General features: G+C 68.2%; 8 protein-coding genes (1 of these 8 cut by a window edge). 4 read left to right on the forward strand and 4 right to left on the reverse strand.

The window, feature by feature from the left end:
* The 3 genes in view from OHA42_RS05260 to OHA42_RS05270 are tightly spaced (at most 8 nt apart) and all read left to right on the forward strand, a layout consistent with a single transcriptional unit that may run on beyond the window.
* Positions 1–1,836: the final stretch of a type I polyketide synthase gene (locus OHA42_RS05260; protein ID WP_406235027.1), read on the forward strand. 9,033 nt of this gene lie to the left of the window's left edge; the window shows 1,836 of its 10,869 coding nt (coding positions 9,034–10,869); the start codon falls outside the window, past its left edge; it ends in the stop codon at positions 1,834–1,836.
* Positions 1,833–12,662, forward strand: coding sequence for a type I polyketide synthase (locus tag OHA42_RS05265; RefSeq protein ID WP_406235028.1), 10,830 nt, complete (start codon positions 1,833–1,835; stop codon positions 12,660–12,662). The genes OHA42_RS05260 and OHA42_RS05265 overlap by 4 nt, the downstream gene beginning before the upstream one ends.
* 8 nt (positions 12,663–12,670) lie before the next feature.
* Positions 12,671–14,251, forward strand: a complete 1,581-nt coding sequence (locus OHA42_RS05270; RefSeq protein ID WP_406235029.1) for an MFS transporter — start codon at positions 12,671–12,673, stop codon at positions 14,249–14,251.
* Between the two features lie 25 nt (positions 14,252–14,276).
* Here OHA42_RS05270 and OHA42_RS05275 read toward each other — a convergent pair whose 3' ends face one another.
* From OHA42_RS05275 to OHA42_RS05285, 3 genes are all read right to left on the reverse strand, one after another.
* Positions 14,277–14,573, reverse strand: coding sequence for a hypothetical protein (locus OHA42_RS05275; RefSeq protein WP_406235031.1), 297 nt, complete (start codon positions 14,571–14,573; stop codon positions 14,277–14,279).
* A gap of 641 nt (positions 14,574–15,214) precedes the next feature.
* Positions 15,215–15,700: a hypothetical protein gene (locus tag OHA42_RS05280; protein WP_406235032.1), complete on the reverse strand. Its 486-nt coding sequence runs from the start codon at positions 15,698–15,700 to the stop codon at positions 15,215–15,217.
* Positions 15,701–15,866: 166 nt separating this feature from the next.
* Entirely contained in the window at positions 15,867–17,066 is a 1,200-nt protein-coding gene (locus OHA42_RS05285) for an NADH:flavin oxidoreductase (RefSeq protein ID WP_406235034.1), read from the reverse strand.
* Between the two features lie 93 nt (positions 17,067–17,159).
* Here OHA42_RS05285 and OHA42_RS05290 point away from each other — a divergent pair, with 93 nt between their 5' ends.
* Complete coding sequence (locus OHA42_RS05290) at positions 17,160–17,927, forward strand: SDR family NAD(P)-dependent oxidoreductase (RefSeq protein ID WP_406235035.1); 768 nt, start codon at positions 17,160–17,162, stop codon at positions 17,925–17,927.
* Between the two features lie 3 nt (positions 17,928–17,930).
* Here the strand turns inward: OHA42_RS05290 and OHA42_RS05295 are convergent, their stop codons facing one another.
* Entirely contained in the window at positions 17,931–18,569 is a 639-nt protein-coding gene (locus OHA42_RS05295; RefSeq protein ID WP_406235036.1) for a methyltransferase domain-containing protein, read from the reverse strand.
* Positions 18,570–18,635: the final 66 nt, after the last annotated feature.

The raw sequence follows: 18,635 nt of genomic DNA on the forward strand, positions 1-18,635 counted from the left end.
GCACTGGGGTCGGCTTCGATTGCCGGTGTGCGGGAACGCTATCCGGACCTCGACAGTCTGACGTCGGATCGTGCGATGCCCGCTGTGCTGGTGTGGTCGGACGCGGCAGCGCGAAACGAGGATGTCACCGTCGCCGCACATGAGCGGGCCCGGTCGGCACTACACCTGCTGCAGGGGTGGCTGGACAAGGATCCGTCGGAGCGGTCGCGGTTGGTCGTCGTCACCCACAACGGCCTCGGGCTGCCCGGCGAGACACCGGATCTCGCGGCGGCCACGGTGGCGGGCCTGGTTCGCAGTGCGCAGTCCGAGTATCCCGGCCGGATCGTCTTGCTCGACCGGCAGTCCACGTCCGTTCCGCTGTCGGTCGACACCGTGTTGTCGGCACTGGCGTCCGACGAGCCGCAGGTGGCCGTTCGCGCGGACACGATGCTGGTGCCGCGGCTTCGGCACTCGGAGGTGATCGCCGGCGCGAGACCGGCATTCGGCTCCGGCACCGTGCTGATCACCGGGGGTACCGGTGGTCTGGGCGCGATGGTGGCCCGTCACCTGGTTGCCGAGCACGGTGTCCGGCACCTGCTCCTGGTGTCCCGCAGTGGCGAGCGAGCCACAGGCGCAACGGAATTGGCGGCGCACCTGTGCGAGCTCGGAGCGAACGCGCGCATCGCGGCCTGCGATGTCGCGGACCGGTCCGCGTTGCGGGCACTGCTCGATTCGATACCGGCCGAACAGCCTTTGACTGCCGTGGTTCATACCGCGGGTGTGCTCGACGATGCGACGATCGCGACGCTCACCGTCGAACAGCTGGACCGCGTGCTCGCGCCGAAGGTCGACGCGGCATGGAATCTGCACGAGTCGACGCGGAACGCTGATCTCTCGGCCTTCGTGCTGTTCTCGTCGATGGCCGCTGTCATCGGCGCCGCAGGACAGGCCAATTACGTTGCCGCCAACAGTTTCCTGGACGCGTTGGCCGCGCGGCGCAGCGCCGAAGGGCTGCCCGCTGTGGCGCTGGCCTGGGGTCTGTGGGAGCACACCGCGGCCGGATCGGGCGGTATGGGCGGCACCCTGGATCACGTGGGTGCCGCACGCATGGCCCGCCTCGGCGTGCATCCGCTGGCGCCGGCGGACGGCCTTCGGCTGTTCGATACCGCCGTGGGGATCGGATCGACCCCGGCGGGCGTATCCGCGCTCATGCCGTTCCGTCTCGACGTCAATGCCCTTCGGCGGGAAGCACATATGGCAACGGTTCCCCCGGTCCTGCGAAAAATCGCCCTGCCTTCTCGGTCCGCCGCCGCGGAGGAAAGACCATCGCAGGGTCTGGTACTGGATCGGCTACCGGAGGCCGAGCGGGATCGCGCGGTTCTGGACCTGGTCCTCGAGCAGGCTGCCGCGGTACTGGGGCATTCCTCGGCGGGGGATATTCGGGCCGACAAGGGATTCGACGAGCTCGGCTTCGATTCGCTGGCCGGTGTGGATATGCGCAACCGGCTGTCGAAGAGCACCGGTCTGCGGTTGTCCTCGACGATGGTGTTCGACTACCCGACCCCGGTCGAACTGTCCCGATATCTGTACGAACAGCTGATCTCGGCGTCACCCGCGGCCCCACCGGCCGCCGTTTCCGCACCCGTCGATATCGCCCGGCTGGAGGCGATGGTCGAACAGGCTCTCGCCGCGGCCGGTGACGACCCCGCCGCCGCTACCGCACTGCTCGGTATCGGCGACCGCCTCCGGTCGCACTTCGGCGATCGATGGCAGGACGAGGAATTCGACGATGACCTTGCCGAGCATTCCGGCAGCGAACTATTGGATCTGCTTGACGAGGAGTTCGGTCGATCATGAGCAATGAGGAACGGCTCACCCAGTCCCTGCGGCGATTCGCCAGGGACCTGCGCGCCGCCAACAAGCGCATCCAGGACCTGGAGGAGCGTGCGCGGGAACCGATCGCGATCGTCGGGATGAGCTGCCGCTATCCCGGCGGCGTCGAATCGCCCGCGCAACTGTGGGACCTGGTGGCCTCCGGCGTCGACGCCATCGGCGAGTTCCCGACCGACCGGGGCTGGGATCTGGAGAAACTCTACAATCCGGATCCGGACGTTCCCGGCACGACCAATACCCGTAAAGGCGGATTCCTGTATTCGGCAGGCGATTTCGACGCGGGATTCTTCGGGATCGGCCTGCGGGAAGCCGCGATGATGGATCCCCAGCAGCGTTTGGCACTGGAGGCGTCCTGGGAAGCGCTGGAGTACGCGGGCATCGACCCGATGTCGCTGCGCGGCAGCGATACCGGTGTCTTCACCGGCGTTTTCCACCAGTACTACGGACCTCGGGTCGGCTCCCCGACACTGACCGCCGAGGCGGAAGGCCACGCCTATCTCGGTGCGGGGAACTCCGTCGTATCCGGCCGGGTCGCTTACACATTCGGCTTCAAGGGGCCCGCGATGTCGATCGACACCGTGTGCTCGTCGTCGCTGGTGGCCCTGCATCTCGCGTGCCAGGCGCTGCGCAACGGCGAAACATCGCTGGCCCTGGCGGGCGGTGTCACGGTGATGTCGGATCCGTCCCATCTGATCGCATTCGCCCGCCAGCACGGGCTCGCCACCGATGCCCGATGCAAGGCATTCGCGGCCGCCGCGGACGGGACCGGATTTTCCGAAGGTATCGGCATGCTGGTCGTCGAACGCCTGTCGGATGCGCAACGCCTGGGGCACAACGTCTTGGCGGTCATTCGCGGCAGCGCGCTCAATCAGGACGGCGCGAGCAAGGGGCTGACCGCACCGAACGGCCCGTCGCAGGAGCGTGTCATCGCACAGGCATTGGCCAATGCCGGACTGGAACCCGGCGACATCGACGTGGTGGAGGCGCACGGGACCGGCACGATGCTCGGGGATCCGATCGAAGCGCGCGCGCTGATCGGCGTGTACGGCGCGCGGCGTGAACACGGGCCGTTATATGTGGGTTCGCTCAAGTCGAATATCGGTCACACGTCCGCCGCGGCGGGGGTGGGCGGTGTGATCAAGATGGTTCAGGCGCTGCGGCACGAGATGTTGCCGATGACATTGCATGTGGATGCGCCTACGCCACATGTGGATTGGTCGGCGGGCACTGTGCGCCTGCTGACCGAGGCGCAGCCGTGGCCCGCGGGTGAGCGGGTGCGCCGTGCGGGTGTCTCGTCCTTCGGGGCCAGCGGCACCAACGCGCACGTGATCATCGAGGAGGCTACCGCCGAACCGGTCGCCGGGGCTGCTCCGGAACAGGTAGCGGCCGAAACGATTACGCCGAATACGAACTCCGATGTCGTCGCGTGGCTCCTGTCGGCGAAATCCGAACCCGGCCTGCGCGCGCAGGCGGATCGGCTGTGGCAGTGGCTAATCGGTGAACCCGATGCGGATGTATGGGATGTGGCCCATTCGCTGATCACGTCGCGGGCGCTGTTGGACCGGCGCGCAGCGATCGTGGGCCGTGACCGGGAGGCACTGCTGGCGGGACTTGCGGCCCTTGCCGACGGTGCCTCGTCGGAGGGCGTGGTCGATGGCGTCGTGGGCGCGGGACGCACGGCGTTCCTGTTCACCGGCCAGGGCGCGCAGCAACCCGGAATGGGCCGGGAACTGTACGCGGCGTTCCCCGTGTTCGCGGCCGCGCTGGACGAGGTATGCGCCGAACTCGACCCGTTGCTGGGACGAGCGCTGAAGGACGTGATGTTCGCCGCCGACGGTGATGCCGGTGCGGCCCTGCTGAATCGGACGGAATTCACCCAGCCCGCGTTGTTCGCGTACGAGGTGGCGGCCTACCGGCTGGTCGAATCGTTCGGTGTGACACCGGATGTGCTGCTCGGTCACTCCATCGGCGAGCTGGTGGCGGCGTATGTGGCGGGGGTGTGGTCGCTGGCGGACGCGTGCGCGCTGGTGGCGGCGCGGGGGCGACTGATGGGCGCCCTGCCCGGCGGCGGTGCGATGCTGGCGGCGGCTGTCACCGAAGACGAGGCGATCGAGCTGGTGGCCGGATACGCCGATCGGCTGTCGGTCGCCGCGGTGAATGGACCGGCGGCCGTGGTGCTGTCCGGCGACGCGGAGGCGGTCGACGACGTCCAACGGCTGCTCGCCGAGCGGGGGCGCAAGACCAGCAGGCTGCGGGTCAGCCACGCCTTCCATTCCGCCCGGATGGATCCGATGCTCGACGAATTCCGCTCGGTGGCAGCGGGATTGACCTATCATCAGCCGACCGTTCCGGTGGTGTCGAACGTGACCGGCGCTGTGGTGGAGCGGGAGCTGACCGATCCGGAGTATTGGGTGCGCCAGGTCCGTGCGGCCGTGCGGTTCGAGCCCGGCGTGCGCGCGCTGGCCGCGACCGGGGCCCGGCGGTTCCTGGAGGTCGGCCCGGACGCCGTCCTGGCCGCGATGACACGGCAATGCCTTGCCGAGGAACCCGGGACCGAGGGGCGGACCGTGGTGGCCGCTGCCGCCCGGCGTGGTTGTGCGGAAGTCGCGCAGTTCACCACATTCCTGGCCGCCGCGCACGCTGCGGGACTGGACTTGGACTGGAGCCCCTTGTTCGCGGGCCGGGAATCGCGTCGAATTCTCTTGCCGACCTATGCATTCCAGCATCAGCGCCATTGGATCGCACCCACCGCCGTGCGGGGCGATGTCGGCCGCGCCGGTGTGACGGTGGTCGACCACCCCATGCTCGGCGGGTCGATCGTGGTGGCGGGCAGGGACGAATGGCTGTTCACCGGTCGGCTGTCGGTGGCGTCGCATCCGTGGATCGCCGATCACACCGTCTTCGGCGAGATTCTGCTCCCGGGAACAGGTTTCGTGGAGCTGGCCCTGGCGGTCGGCGCTCGGCTGGGTGTCGAGGTCGTCGACGAGCTGGTGCTGGAGGCGCCGCTGCGTTTCGGCGAGCGGACCGAGGTCGACGTGCAGATCGCGGTCGAAGAATCCGATAACGAGGGGCGCAGGCGATTCGTCGTGGCGTCCCGGATCGTCGGCGAACAATCGGCGGGCGCGAGTGGAACAACCCATGCGCGTGGCATTCTCGTCCCCGGCGGGAAAATGGAGGGTCCGGCCTACGAGGTCGACGACAACCCGGAGGACGACGCGATCCCCGGCGACGTCCTCTACGACGGGCTGGCCGCGCGCGGATTCGATTACGGCTCCGCATTCCAGGGGGCGCGCCGCGTCTGGCGCGATGGCGGCGGTGACATGGTGGCCGATGTGCGGTTGCCCGCCGAAGTCGGCGTGGACGGTGGCCGATTCGGCATCCATCCCGCGCTGCTCGACGCCGCGTTGCATGCCGGGGTGCAGGATCTGGCCGCGGATCTGCCGCCCGGACAGGTGCCGCTGCCGTTCTCGTTCGGCGGCGTCCGGTTGTATCGCCCGGGGGCGACCGCCGCACAGGTGCGCATCCGGCGCGTCGGCGACAGTATGCGGCTGGAACTGGGTGACGACACCGGCGCTCCGGTACTGACCGTCGAATCGCTGCGGGCGCGCCCGGTGAACAGCCAGGCGCTGCGCGGTGATCGATCGATTGCCGACCGCGGGCTCTACGACGTGCAATGGAGTCGAGTCGGCTCCGGCGACGCGTCCCATGAAGTGGACGGCCTGCTGATCGCCGGGGTGGCCGTGCCCGGATTCGCACGGACCTACCCGGACCTGGCTGCCGAGACCGGCGACACCGGCGACGCTCCGGATGTGCTGGTGTGGTTCGCCGATGGTCCCGACCGCCGCGCTGCGGACAGCGAGGCCGGTTCCCGGTCGGCTGCGGCCATTGTGCGAGATCGCGTGCACGCGGTGCTGGCCTCGGTGCGATCCTGGCTGCGCCTGCCCACTGCCGACGCCCGACTCGTGGTGGTGACGCGCAATGGTGCGGGGTTGCCCGGCGAAGACCCCGATTTGGCCGCCGCGGCCGTCTGGGGTCTGCTCCGGAGCGCGCAGTCGGAGAATCCCGGCCGGATCGTGCTGCTGGACATCGACGATGACAGCGCGGTGACCCCGGAACTGATCTCGGCGGCCATGGCCACCGACGAGAAGCAGCTGGCGCTGCGCGCGGGTGCGCTGCTGGCGCCGCGGCTGACCCGCCGCGATCCGGCCGCCGCGCGAACCATCGATCTCGGCCCGGGTGCGGTGCTGATCACCGGTGGCACCGGCGGGCTGGGCGCGCTGGTGGCGCGGCATCTGGCCGGCAGGCACGGGGTGCGCGAACTGGTGCTGGTGTCGCGGCGCGGTGAGCGGGCCGAGGGTGTCGCCGAACTGGTGGCCGAACTGGCCGAACTCGGGGCCCGGACCCGGGTGACGGCCTGTGATGTGAGCGATCGCGCCGCCGTGGCAGCGCTGCTCGACGACATCTCCGACGGCCCCGCGCTGACCGCGGTCATCCACGCCGCCGGCGTGCTGGCCGACGGCACCGTCGACACCCTCACCGCCGAGCAGGTCGACCGCGTGCTCGCACCGAAAGTCGATGCGGCACTGCATCTGCACGAGCTCACCTCCGATCTGTCGGCGTTCGTCCTGTTCTCCTCCGTTGCCGCGGTGGTCGGATCGTCGGGACAAGGCAACTATGCGGCGGCCAATTCGGTACTGGACGCATTGGCGCTCCGCCGCGTCAATGCGGGCCTGCCGGCGGTGTCGGTGGCCTGGGGGCCATGGGGCGGGCGCAGCGGAATGGCGGCCGAGCTGACCGATGCGGACCTGGACCGGTTGTCGCGCACGGGTTCTCGCCCGCTGTCGGAATCCGACGGTCTCGAATTGTTCGATCTGGCCGGTGGCGCCGGAGCTCCGTTCGTCGCCGCGGTCGACCTGGACACGGCGGCATTGGCCGTCGCTGCCGGGTCGGGAATGCTGCCCTCGATGTTGCGGTCGCTGGTGCCGTCCGCGCGCCGCGCGGCCGGAGGTGGCGACCTGGCGCGGCGGCTGGCGTCGCTGGCACCGGATGCTCGCGATGCGGCGGTACTCGAATTCGTCCGTGGCCAGGTCGCCGCAGTGCTGGGATATGCCGCGGGTGATCTGGTCGATATCGAGAAGCCCTTCAGCGCAATGGGTTTCGATTCGCTGGGCGCGGTCGAGTTCCGCAACCGGCTCACCACGAACACCGGCCTGCGGTTGCCGTCCACCCTCGTCTTCGACCACCCCACCACCCGGGCGGTGGCCGCCTTCATCGGGTCCCGGATGGGGGACTCGTCCACGCCGAAGCAGCGCAAGACCACGCGCCGGGTGCGAGCCGACGAGCCGATCGCGATCGTCGGAATGGCGTGCCGCTATCCCGGCGGCGTCGAATCCGCGGACGACCTGTGGGATCTGGTGTTCTCCGGCGCGGACGCCATCAGCGAGTTTCCGCCGGATCGCGGTTGGGACACGGCCCAGCTGTTCCATCCGGACCCCGACCATCCCGGCACGTCCTACGCCCGTGAGGGCGGCTTCCTGATGAACGCGGCCGAATTCGACGCGGGCTTCTTCGGAATCGGCCCGCGTGAGGCGATCGCGATGGATCCCCAGCAGCGGTTGCTGCTCGAGGTGTCGTGGGAGGCATTGGAACATGCGGGGATCGCCCCGACCTCCTTGCGGGGCAGCGACACCGGTGTCTACACCGGCGTGATGTACCAGGACTACGACGCCCTGACCCGCCTGGGTGGGCCCGAGGTGGAAGGCTATGTCGCCACCGGCGCCGCGAGCAGTGTGGTGTCCGGCCGGGTCGCCTATTCGCTGGGGCTGGAAGGTCCGGCGATGACGGTGGATACGGCGTGCTCGTCATCGCTGGTGGCACTGCATCTGGCGTGCCGGGCTCTGCGCCAGGGGGAAAGCTCCCTCGCGCTGGTGGGCGGTGCCACGGTGATGGCCACTCCGACGGTGTTCGTGGAGTTCTCCCGGCAGCGCGGTCTGGCTCCCGATGGCCGGTCCAAAGCGTTCTCGGCGGCCGCCGATGGTGTGGCCTGGTCGGAGGGCGCGGGCGTGCTGGTGCTGGAACGACTGTCGGATGCGCGGCGGCTGGGGCACAACATCCTCGCGGTGGTCCGTGGCAGCGCTGTCAATCAGGACGGCGCGAGCAATGGCCTGACAGCGCCGAGGGGTCCGTCGCAGGAGCGCGTGATCGCGGCGGCGCTGGCCGATGCCGGTGTGCGTGCGCAGGACGTGGACGTGGTGGAGGCGCACGGGACGGGGACGGCATTGGGCGACCCCATCGAGGCACAGGCATTGATCGCCGCCTACGGACAGGAGCGGTCGGACCGGCCGTTGCGTATCGGCGCACTCAAGTCGAATATCGGCCATACACAGGCGGCCGCGGGTGTGGGCGGTGTGATCAAGGTGGTGCAGGCGCTGCGGCATCAGGTGTTGCCGAAGACACTGCATGTGGACGCCTTGTCGCCGCACGTGGATTGGTCGGCTGGGTCGGTGCGGGTGTTGACCGAGCCCGAGCCGTGGCTGACCGGCGACCGGGTGCGGCGTGCGGGCGTATCGTCGTTCGGGATCAGCGGAACCAACGCACATGTCATTGTCGAGGAAGCGCCGGATGCGCCGTCACCGGCCGGCGTATCGGAGCACGGCGGTGATCCCGATGTGCGGCAAAGCCCTTCCGTCGCCGATGTTTCCGTGGTGCCACTGATGCTGTCGGCGAAGTCGGAGCAGGGACTGCGGGGACAGGCGGACCGGTTGCGGACATGGTTGGCCGACCGCCCGGATATCGATCTGTGGTCGGTAGCACGCTCGTTGGTGGACACGCGAGCACGGCTCGACCGGCGGGGCGCCGTCGTCGGGCGCGATCGGGAGGAGTTGCTCGCGGGCCTGGCCGCGCTGGCATCGGATTCGCCGCTGCCGGGGGTGGTCGACGGCGTGGCGGGTTCGGGGAGAACCGCATTCCTGTTCACCGGTCAGGGAGCGCAGCGGCCAGGGATGGGTTCGGGCCTGTATCAGGCGTTTCCGATGTTCGCGGCCGCGCTGGACGAGGTGTGCGCCGAGTTCGACAGCCGGCTCGGTGGGTCGCTGAAGGACGTCATGTTCGCCGATCCGGGGCAGATGCTGGATCGGACGGAGTTCACCCAACCGGCGTTGTTCGCGTTCGAGGTGGCCATGTTCCGGCTGCTGGAATCGTTCGACCTGTCGCCGGATGTCGTTGCGGGACATTCGATCGGTGAACTGGCGGCGGCGTTCGTGGCGGGCGTGTGGTCGCTCGAGGACGCGTGCGCGCTGGTGGCGGCGCGGGGCCGGTTGATGGGGGCGTTGCCGGCCGACGGGGCGATGCTGGCGGTGGCCGTGCCGGAGGACGAGGCGATGCGCGTGCTCGGCGAATTCGGCGACCACGTGTCGCTGGCGGCCGTGAATGGTCCGGAATCGGTGGTGCTGTCAGGGGACGCGGATGTGATCGACGATATCGCGCGACGGCTGTCGGAAGAGGGGAGAAAGACCACGCGGTTGCGGGTCTCGCATGCGTTCCATTCGGCGTTGATGGAGCCCATGCTGGACGAATTCCGCGCTGTGGCACAGGGTTTGACGTATCGGGAGCCGTTGTTGCCGATCGTGTCGAATGTGTCGGGCGCGCAGGTGAGTGTGCAGGTGTGCGATCCGGAGTACTGGGTCGCGCAGGTTCGTGGTTGCGTGCGATTCGCTCCCGGTGTGGACACCCTGGTCGGTGCCGGTGTGCGCAGGTTCGTGGAGGTCGGCCCGGACGCGGTGCTCGTTGCGATGACCGCCGAGTGTTTGGCCGAGCATCCGCGAGCGGAGACGAAGTCGATGCTGGTGGCGGCGTCGTCGCGTCGGACGATCGACGAGACGGTCGGGTTCGTCACCCTCCTCGCGCAAGCGCACGCGGCGGGGCTGGAGCCGGATATGCCGCTGGTGTTCGCCGGGCGTGGCATGGATCGGGTGGCATTGCCGACCTACGCGTTCCAGCATCGGCGCTATTGGGTGCAGCCACAGGCAGGAGTCGTGACCGGAACATTCGGGCATCCGCTGTTGGCGAATGCGGTGCCGGTAGCGGGCCGAGACGAGTGGTTGTTCACCGGGCGGTTGTCGCTGCGGACGCATCCGTGGATCGCCGACCACGCGGTATTCGGTTCGGTGTTGTTGCCCGGGACGGCGTTCGCGGAATTGGCGTTGAGCGCGGGCGTACGACTGCGGGTGGAGGTCATCGAGGAACTGCTACTCGAATCCCCACTGGTACTGGCCGACGGCATCGAGGTCGATCTGCAGTTGAGTGTCGCCGCACCCGATGAGGAGGGACGGCGCGCCTTCGCGATCTACTCCCGCCCCGCCGCCGAGGGGGACTCGGCCGCGGAGCATCCGTGGGTGCTGCACGCGAGGGGTGTGCTGACCGCTGCCGCCGGCGTCGCCCCGGTGTGGGACGAGCGGAGCTGGCCCCCGGCCGGTGCGGTGCCGTCGAGCGATGCGTCCTTCTACGATCGATTGGCGCAGCGCGGTTTCGAGTACGGCCCGGTATTCCAGGGTGTGACCGCGGTGTGGACTCGCGGCGAGCAGACCTTCGCCGAAGTCTCACTCGACGACTCGGTGAGCGGTTCGGCCTCGGCGTTCGCCGTGCATCCGGCACTGCTCGACGCCTGTCTGCACGTGGCGATCGACGGCCTGTCCGACGACCTGGCCGCCGGGCAGGTGCCGTTGCCGTTCTCGTTCGCCGGAGTGCGGCTGTGGCGTTCCGGTGCCGGGGCGGTGCGGGTGCGGGTGGTCCGCGACGGCAGCGGGCAGATCAGAATGGTGGTCGTCGACGACACCGGTTCGGTCGTGCTGACAATCGATGCCGTGACCGCGCGCCCGGTCGATGTCCGGGCCTTGACCGCGAGCTCGGCTCGCCGTGCGGCGCCGCTGCACCTGCGATGGGTTCGCGCGGATCGGGCTGCCGCCACCACCGCCGCCGTCATGGCTACAGTCGGGTCGGCGAGGGTGTCCGGGATCGACCGGCATTATCGTGACATCGCGGAATTGGCTGCGGCCGAGGAGATTCCGGATCTGGTCGTCTACGCGCTCGCCGACGGGGTCGCTACCGCGTCCTCCGGCGCACGTGCCGCCGAGGTGCGGGCTTCGGTTCACACGGTCTGGACGATGCTGCGGTCGTGGTTGTCGAACGAGCGGCTGGCCGATGCTCGTCTGGTGGTGGTGACCCGCGGTGCGACGGCCGTGGCGGACGAGCCGGTCGATGTGGCCGCCGCCGCGGTGGCAGGCATGGTTCGCACCGCACAGTCCGAACATCCCGGCCGGATTGCGCTACTTGATCACGACGGCATGGTGGACGCCGATGTTGTGCGCACTGCCGTCGAATCGGATCGGGGACAGACAACGGTCCGCGACTCGCAGATGTTCGTACCGCGACTGTCCGGCGGTGCGGTCACCGACGAACCGCAGTCGCTCGACCGGGGTGCGATGTTCGGGCACGGCACGGTATTGATCACCGGCGGCACCAGTGGTCTGGGTGCGGTCCTGGCCAGGCATCTGGTGGTGACGCACGGTGTCGAGCACCTGCTGCTGGTGTCGCGCCGGGGCGAAGCCGCCCCGGGCGTCGCGGACCTGGTGGCCGAATTGACCGCCCTGGGAGCCGAAACGCGTGTTGCCGCATGCGATGTCGGTGATCGCGCCGATGTCGCTGCGGTGCTCGATTCGATCGCGCCCGAACATCGATTGACGGCGGTGATCCATTCCGCGGGTGTGGTCGACGACGCCACGCTCGAGAAACTGACCGCCGGGCAGATCGACCGTGTACTCGCGCCCAAGGTCGACGGTGCCCTGCACCTGGACGAGCTGACCCGGGGACACGACCTGTCGGCCTTCATCATGTTCTCTTCCGTCGCATCGACATTCGGTGCACCCGGACAGGGCAACTACGCGGCGGCGAACTCGTTCCTCGACGGACTCGCACTCGCCCGCCGCGCCCAGAGGCTGCCCGCGCTCTCGCTGGCGTGGGGACCGTGGAACCAAGACGTCGGTATGACCGGCGCGATGGACCGAGCCGCGCTGACGCGGTGGGAACGACTGGGCATCAAGGTGCTCGGCATCGACGACGGGACCGCACTGTTCGACGCCGCGATCGCCTCGAACGAACCGGTGGCCGCCTGTGTCGAATTCGACAGGGCGGCACTGGCGGCGCAAGCCCGGACCGGGCTGTTGCCCGAGGTGCTCGAGAGCCTGGTACCCGCTCGAGCGCGTCGAGTGCCGGGCGGCAGCACCGGCCGGTTCGCCGCACGGGTGGCCGCCGCGCCGGAGGATCAGCGAGATGAGCTGATACTCGAACTCGTGCGGGAACTCGCCGCGGCGGTTCTGGGACATCCGTCGGCCGCGGCCGTCGATCCCGAAATCCCGTTCAACGAACTGGGATTCGATTCGCTCGGGGGTGTCGAGCTGCGGAACCGGCTCGCCGAGGAGACAGCGATGAAACTACCGTCGACCCTGGTATTCGATTACCCGACCGCCGCCGCGGTAGCGAAGCTGCTGGGGTCGCGGTGGGCGGCCACATCGACCACATCGGCGGTCGACGACCAGATCGACTCGCTGCAATCGCTGTTCGCGACCATGACGTCGGATCGGGACAAGGCACGTCTGGCCGAGCGGATCCGCTCGCTGCTGGCCGAAGCACTCCACGACGGCGAATCCTCGGACGGAAGCGATCGCGCCGCCGTCGAGGCGGCCAGTGCCGACGAACTCTTCGCACTCATCGACCAGCAGATTTCGACTCAGTGAGGAATGCCGTGACACGTAATGAGGTGACCACATCCGCCGATCACGACGCAACGTCCCGTGGTCGGTGGTGGATCCTGGCCGTGGTGTGCATCGGCCCGATGATGGCTTTCGTCAATGTCTCCTCCACGCTCGGAGGGCTCGCCACCATCCAGGCCGATCTGCACCCCTCGTCGTCGATGGCCGTCTGGGTCGCCAGTGCCTACAGCCTGGTCGTGGCCAGTCTGGTGCTCGGCAGCGGGACCGTCGGGGATCTCATCGGCCGGCGGCTGATCTTCGCCACCGGCGCGGCCGTCTTCGCGGCGGGCAGTGCTGTGGCATTCGCCGCGCACAACACGGTCGTGTTGATTGCCGCCCAGGCCATCATGGGAATCGGCGGCGCGATGGTGTTGCCCACCAGCCTGGCCATCATCAGCCACACCTTCACCGATATGCGCGAACGCACCGAGGCCGTTAGTATCTGGGCCGGAAGTTCCGGAATCGGCCTGGCGATCGGTCCGCTGGGAGCGGGGGTGCTGGTGGGTGCGTTCTCCTGGCATGCGATCTACCTGATCAATGTCGTACTCGGTGTGGTTGCCCTTCTCGGCGCGGTGACACTGATTCCCGAGAGCAGACTCCCCACCCGGGCACTCGATCCCGTCGGGATGGTGCTGGGCACCCTCGCCATCGCGGCACTGACCTATGCGGTGATCGAAGGCGGCTCACTGGGATACACCGAGGTCCGCATCCTGTGTGCCTACGCTGTGCTGGCCGTGTCACTGCTGGCGTTCATCCGGTACGAAGCCCGCCATCCCGATCCCATGCTGGACCTGAAGCTCTTCCGGTCCGGATCCTTCAGCGCCGTGATGGGCACGGCCGCGGTCACCCTGCTGGGATTCACCGGCACCGCGCTGGTCACCGTGCTCTACCTGCAGCACGTGCAGGGAACTACGGTCCTTGCCGCCGCCGTGCGGCTCCTGGTGATGTTCGGCCCCTTCGTCCTCATCAGCGCCGTCGCCGCCCGTATCGTGCATCGCATCGGGTTCACGACGATGCTCACACTCGGCCTCGTCGTCATGGCCGCCGGCATCTTCGCGCTCCTCGCCAGTCCACCCGGTACCGGGTTCGGCCGGATCTGGCCCGGACTACTGCTCGCCGGTATCGGCAGCGGCATGCTCATCGCACCCGCTACCGCGGCGGCGGTCAACAGCGTCGCACCACACCAGGCAGGTATGGCCAGCGCCACGGTCAACTTGTTCCGCCAGGTCGGCAATGTACTGGGTGCCAGCGTTCTGGGCACCATCCTGACGACGCGGTTCGCCGACAACCTCCGCGACGAACTCCGTGCTGCCGACCTGCCTCGGCCGCTCACCGACGCCGTCGTGTCCGCCGCCGCAGCGGGCGAGCACAGCTCTGCCCTCCCTCCCGCCGTCGCCGGACCGGTCCACAACGCCATCCAGCACGCGTTCACCGACGCCACCCATCTCGCCCTCACCGTCGCCGGCGTCGCGCTGCTGATCACCGCGGTCCCGGTCGCGATATTCGTCCGCCGGCAACCCGGCACATTCGAGACCGCCACGGCCCCAACGACTTCGGAAGTCGACACCGCATAGGACGGATGTGCCGGTCGACCGGGCGTCACTCGTCGGATGTGCTCACCGGAAGCGGGTCGGTCCAATACACCGCGTGGCCCCACAATTGCCACAGGGTCTCGACGGCGGCCTCGTCGGTGGGCTCGATGTGAGGACTGTCGTTCTGGTGCTGCCAGGTGAGGCAGAACTGTTCGATCATGGCGGTCAATGCCGATGCGGCGATCTCGGGATCGAGCCCGGGACAGTAGTCCGCGGCCTGGGCCGCGCGGATATCGCGAGCGATGAGCGTATTTGCGCTGCTGTGGATTTCGCGCCAGCGCGCCGCGAACGCGGGGTCGATCATGGCCGCCTGGCTGATACCGACGACCTCGGCCAGATGTTCGCGGTAGTGCAGTATCGCTTGAGCGCGCGTTCACTCGCATCGACGAGTATCTGCATGACGACGAAGCGGGCGATCCCCCTCTGGTTGCTGGTGATTTTCGTGGGGATCCAGTTCGGAGCGGGATGGTACGAGAAGCTCGGCATCGTTCCTTTGTGGGCCGACGTGCCCCCCGAGCAGACGCTCACGGCGATGGAGGAGTCCGGTATGAAGCGGGCGGGGCGCGCATTCTGGCCGTTTGTTTCACCAGTGGTCGCGCTGCTCGCCCTCGTGAACCTCGTCATTGCCAGCCGGACGCCCACGGCGGCCCGGCGCTGGTGGATCGCCGGTGCGGCGGCGATGACCTGCTACGCGGTGTTCAGCTACGCCTACTTCGTTCCGCAGATGCTGATGTTCCAGTCCGGTGGCGCTGACTGGACGCCCGAACATGTCGAATCCTTCGTCACCTTGTGGACCAATCTGAACTACCTGCGGATGGTGCTCGGCGGTATCGGTTGGTTGTGTCTGCTGCGCGCCCTGTCACTGTCGGCGCTGCGCACCGAGCCGGCCACACCGGCCTCCGCGTTTTTCGTGTATTCGCTCGTCCCGATACCGGGAACCGGGTCTCAGGCGACGACGAGTGCGATGAGGATGAGGATGAGGATGAGGATCGAACCACCCATCACCACGGCGTGGCGAATGTTCTGGAGGATGGGCATCACCCAGCGCGGGAAGCCGCTTTCCGCGGCCTTCAGCAGGGCGGTCGCGTCGATGCGCGCCAGCATCGGGTCGCCCTTGCGAGCGAAAGCGGCCTGAACGGACTTCGCGGCGGTCAGATTGCTGTAGATGATGAGCACGTTGCCGACGAGCACCAGCGGCTGGAAGATCCAGGACAGGGTCTGGCCCCAGTGGTTGCCGGTCAGCTGGAGGGCGGCGAGGACCGTCATGATCAGGGCGACGGTCGCGGGGACGATCGTCTCGTGGCCGCTGGCGTCGAAGCTGAGGTTGTTCTCCTTCAGCACCGACGCGGGAATGCCCTGCCGCTGCAGTTCCGCCTCGGCGGCGGTTTTCGCGGCGGCGCCGTAGCGGTGGCGCACCAGCGGGATGCTCACGAATGCGAGGGCGATCAGCAGTTGCAAGACGGCGGCGAAGACGTACATGGTTTGTTCTCCTCATCGGATGTGCTGTCACTGTGGCGATGAACCGCAGTGGCGTTGTCGATGAGAGGGACGATGCCGACCGGTGCTGACAGCGCGCTGACACGGCTTTCGGTGCTGGTTACGCGGTGTGTGCGGGATCGGCCGCCGGGGTGGTCAGCACGCAGCGAGTGCCCTGATAGATCGTCGGCATGCACTGGTTGCAGTGCGTACACGGCGAGACCGATATCTCGTCGGCACGCATCCGATTGATCAGTTCGGGGTCGTAGAGCAGTGCGCGCGCCATGGCGACGAAGTCGAAACCGTGTGCCATGGCGGTGTCGATCGCCGCGCGGGAGGCGATGCCGCCGAGCAGGATCAGTGGGAGGTCGAGGTCGGCGCGGAAGCGTGCCGCCTCGTCGAGGAGGTAGGCGTCGCGGTAGGGATAGGTGCGCAGGAATTTCCGCCCGATCAGGCGAATTCCCAAGCGCTGCGGTTGCGGGAATTGGGCGGCGAACTCGCGCAAGGGGACGTCGCCGCGGAACAGGTACATGGGATTGCGCAGCGAGCTGCCGACGGTGAGTTCGAGAGCGTCGAGGTTTCCGTCCTCGGCCAGCCACTGTGCGACGGTGCGGCTTTCCTCGATGCCGAACCCGCCGCGCACGCCGTCGTCCATATTGAACTTCGCGAGCACCGCGATCTCGTTGCCGACCTCGTTGCGCACCGCCTCGGCGGTCTGCCTGGCCAGGCGCGCACGGTTGGCCAGGGTGCCGCCGTAGGAGTCGGAGCGTTTGTTCAGCGCCGGGCTGAGGAAGGCGCTGATCAGATAGTTGTGGCCGAAATGTAGCTCCACGGCGTCGAATCCGGCACGCACCGCGAGCCTCGCAGACTCGGCGTGTGCGGCGATGATGCGCCGGATATCGGTCTCGGTCGCCGCATGCGTGACGCGCATGCTGATGGGGCTGAGCTGTCTGCTGGGCGCCAGCGCCGGTGCGCGGTTGGAAGCCGCGTTGGCGACCGGGCCCGCGTGGCCGAGCTGTGCGGAGACCGCACCGCCCTCGGCGTGTACCGCGTCGGTGAGTCGTTGCAGTCCGGGCACGGCGTCGGCGCGCATCCAGATCTGATGACGATCGGTGCGGCCCTCCGGCGCCACAGCGCAGTAGGCGACGGTGGTCAGTGCCGCGCCGCCCGCGGCGACTCTGCGGTGAAACTCGATGAGATCGTCGGTGACCAGCGCGTCCGGTGTGCGTCCCTCGAACGTCGCGGCCTTGATGATGCGGTTGCGCAGCTGGACCGGCCCGAGCATGGCGGGTTGGAATGCATCGCGGGTTGCCGACGACATGAGTCCAGGCTAGAACGTGTTGCAGTTCTGTGGCACCGAAATGCGCAGCGCGAACATATTGACTCCCTATGAGAACCTGTTCTAATTTTTGGCATGCGTAGATACGAGGGCCGTCGAGTATTGGTCACCGGAGCGGGATCGGGCATCGGTCAGGGCATTGCCCTGCGGCTGCTCGACGAGGGGGCGCAGTTGGTCGCCGCCGACATCGACCAGCCCGGCCTGGAGGCCACCGCGGCGAAGGCAGGCGATGCCGCCGACCGGCTGCGGACTGTGCAGGTGAACGTCGCCGATCCCGAGTCGGTGCGCACCGCGACGAGCTCGGCGCTCGAATTTCTCGGTGGTCTCGATGTGCTGGTGAACGCCGCGGGCATCCTGCGGCCCGCCCGCACCGATGAAATGCCGTTGGAAGTGTGGAATCAGGTGATCTCGGTGAACCTCACCGGAACCTTCCTGATGACCCAGAGCGCGCTGCCCGCGCTCGTGGAAACCGGGCACGGCGTCGTCGTGAATCTGTCCTCTACTGCGGCCTTCAGCGCCGCGCCCTACCTTGCTGCCTACGCCGCCTCCAAGGGCGGAGTCAATGCATTCACCCACGCCATCGCGCTGGAGTACGCCAAGCAGGGGCTGCGCGCTGTCAATATCGTGCCCGCGGGCATCACCAGCGGTATCACCACGAAATCCATTCGGGATCAGCCGGAGGGTTTCGACCCGAGTCTGTTCGCGCGGTTGACCGGCTGGCTCAACGGTGGCGCGCTCGGGACCCCGGACGATATTGCGGGCGTGGTCGCCATGGTCGCCTCCGATGACGGCCGCTACATGACCGGGACCGAGATCCGCATCGACGGCGGGGCTTTGATGTAGTCCCTACGCGGGCGTGGCGACCAGTAGGTGGTGTGGGATCGGCGGGTTGGGCAGCTCGTGGTGCGTAACGGAACACCCGGCGCGTTCCAGCGCGTCGATCACCTCGGGCACCGGCCGCAACGTGAATCCGTAGGCGGTGAACGGTATTTTTGCCATGGCGTCGGCAGCGCCGATGCCGATCACGAGGTGGCCGCCCGCCCGGTCGACGCGGGCGAGTTCGGCGCAGGCGGCGTCCAGGTCGGGCACGAAGTAGAGGGTGTTGACCGTGATCGAGGCGTCGAGGCTGTCGTCGGCCAGCGGGAGGGCGGCCAGCGAACCCTCGGCGAGATGCATTCGGCCCGAGTCGATTTCGCGGGCATGGGCAGAGCGGGCTCGTGTCAGCATGTCATCGGAGATCTCGATGCCGTGCACGGTTCCCATGGCGCCGACCCGTTCCAGCAGCAACGAGAGCCCCGCTCCGCCGCCGAAGCCGATGTCCGCGACGGTACTGCCCGGCGTGATCGCCGCGGCGTCGATCGCACCGGCGATGGCACGGCGGTTGCCGCGGTTGAGGATGAAGGCGACGCCCTTGCCGAGCACGCCGTGTGGGTTGCCGAGCTGACCGGCGAGGGTGGACAGCAGTCGCGCCCGGACTCCATTCATGGCGCCATCGTCGCCACCGCTACGGCGCTATTTGGATCATCGGCGTCTCGAATACTGTTGCTGCCA

Origin of the sequence: Nocardia sp. NBC_01009 (assembly GCF_045208035.1) — a bacterium.
Classification (GTDB): domain Bacteria; phylum Actinomycetota; class Actinomycetes; order Mycobacteriales; family Mycobacteriaceae; genus Nocardia.

Excerpts from the sequence above, each read along its gene's own strand:
- OHA42_RS05290 (WP_406235035.1), top strand. The coding sequence starts at position 17,160 with ATGCGTAGATACGAGGGCCGTCGAGTATTGGTCACCGGAGCGGGATCG.
- OHA42_RS05285 (WP_406235034.1), bottom strand. The coding sequence starts at position 17,066 with ATGTCGTCGGCAACCCGCGATGCATTCCAACCCGCCATGCTCGGGCCG.
- OHA42_RS05295 (WP_406235036.1), bottom strand. The coding sequence starts at position 18,569 with ATGAATGGAGTCCGGGCGCGACTGCTGTCCACCCTCGCCGGTCAGCTC.
- OHA42_RS05265 (WP_406235028.1), top strand. The coding sequence starts at position 1,833 with ATGAGCAATGAGGAACGGCTCACCCAGTCCCTGCGGCGATTCGCCAGG.
- OHA42_RS05275 (WP_406235031.1), bottom strand. The coding sequence starts at position 14,573 with ATGATCGACCCCGCGTTCGCGGCGCGCTGGCGCGAAATCCACAGCAGC.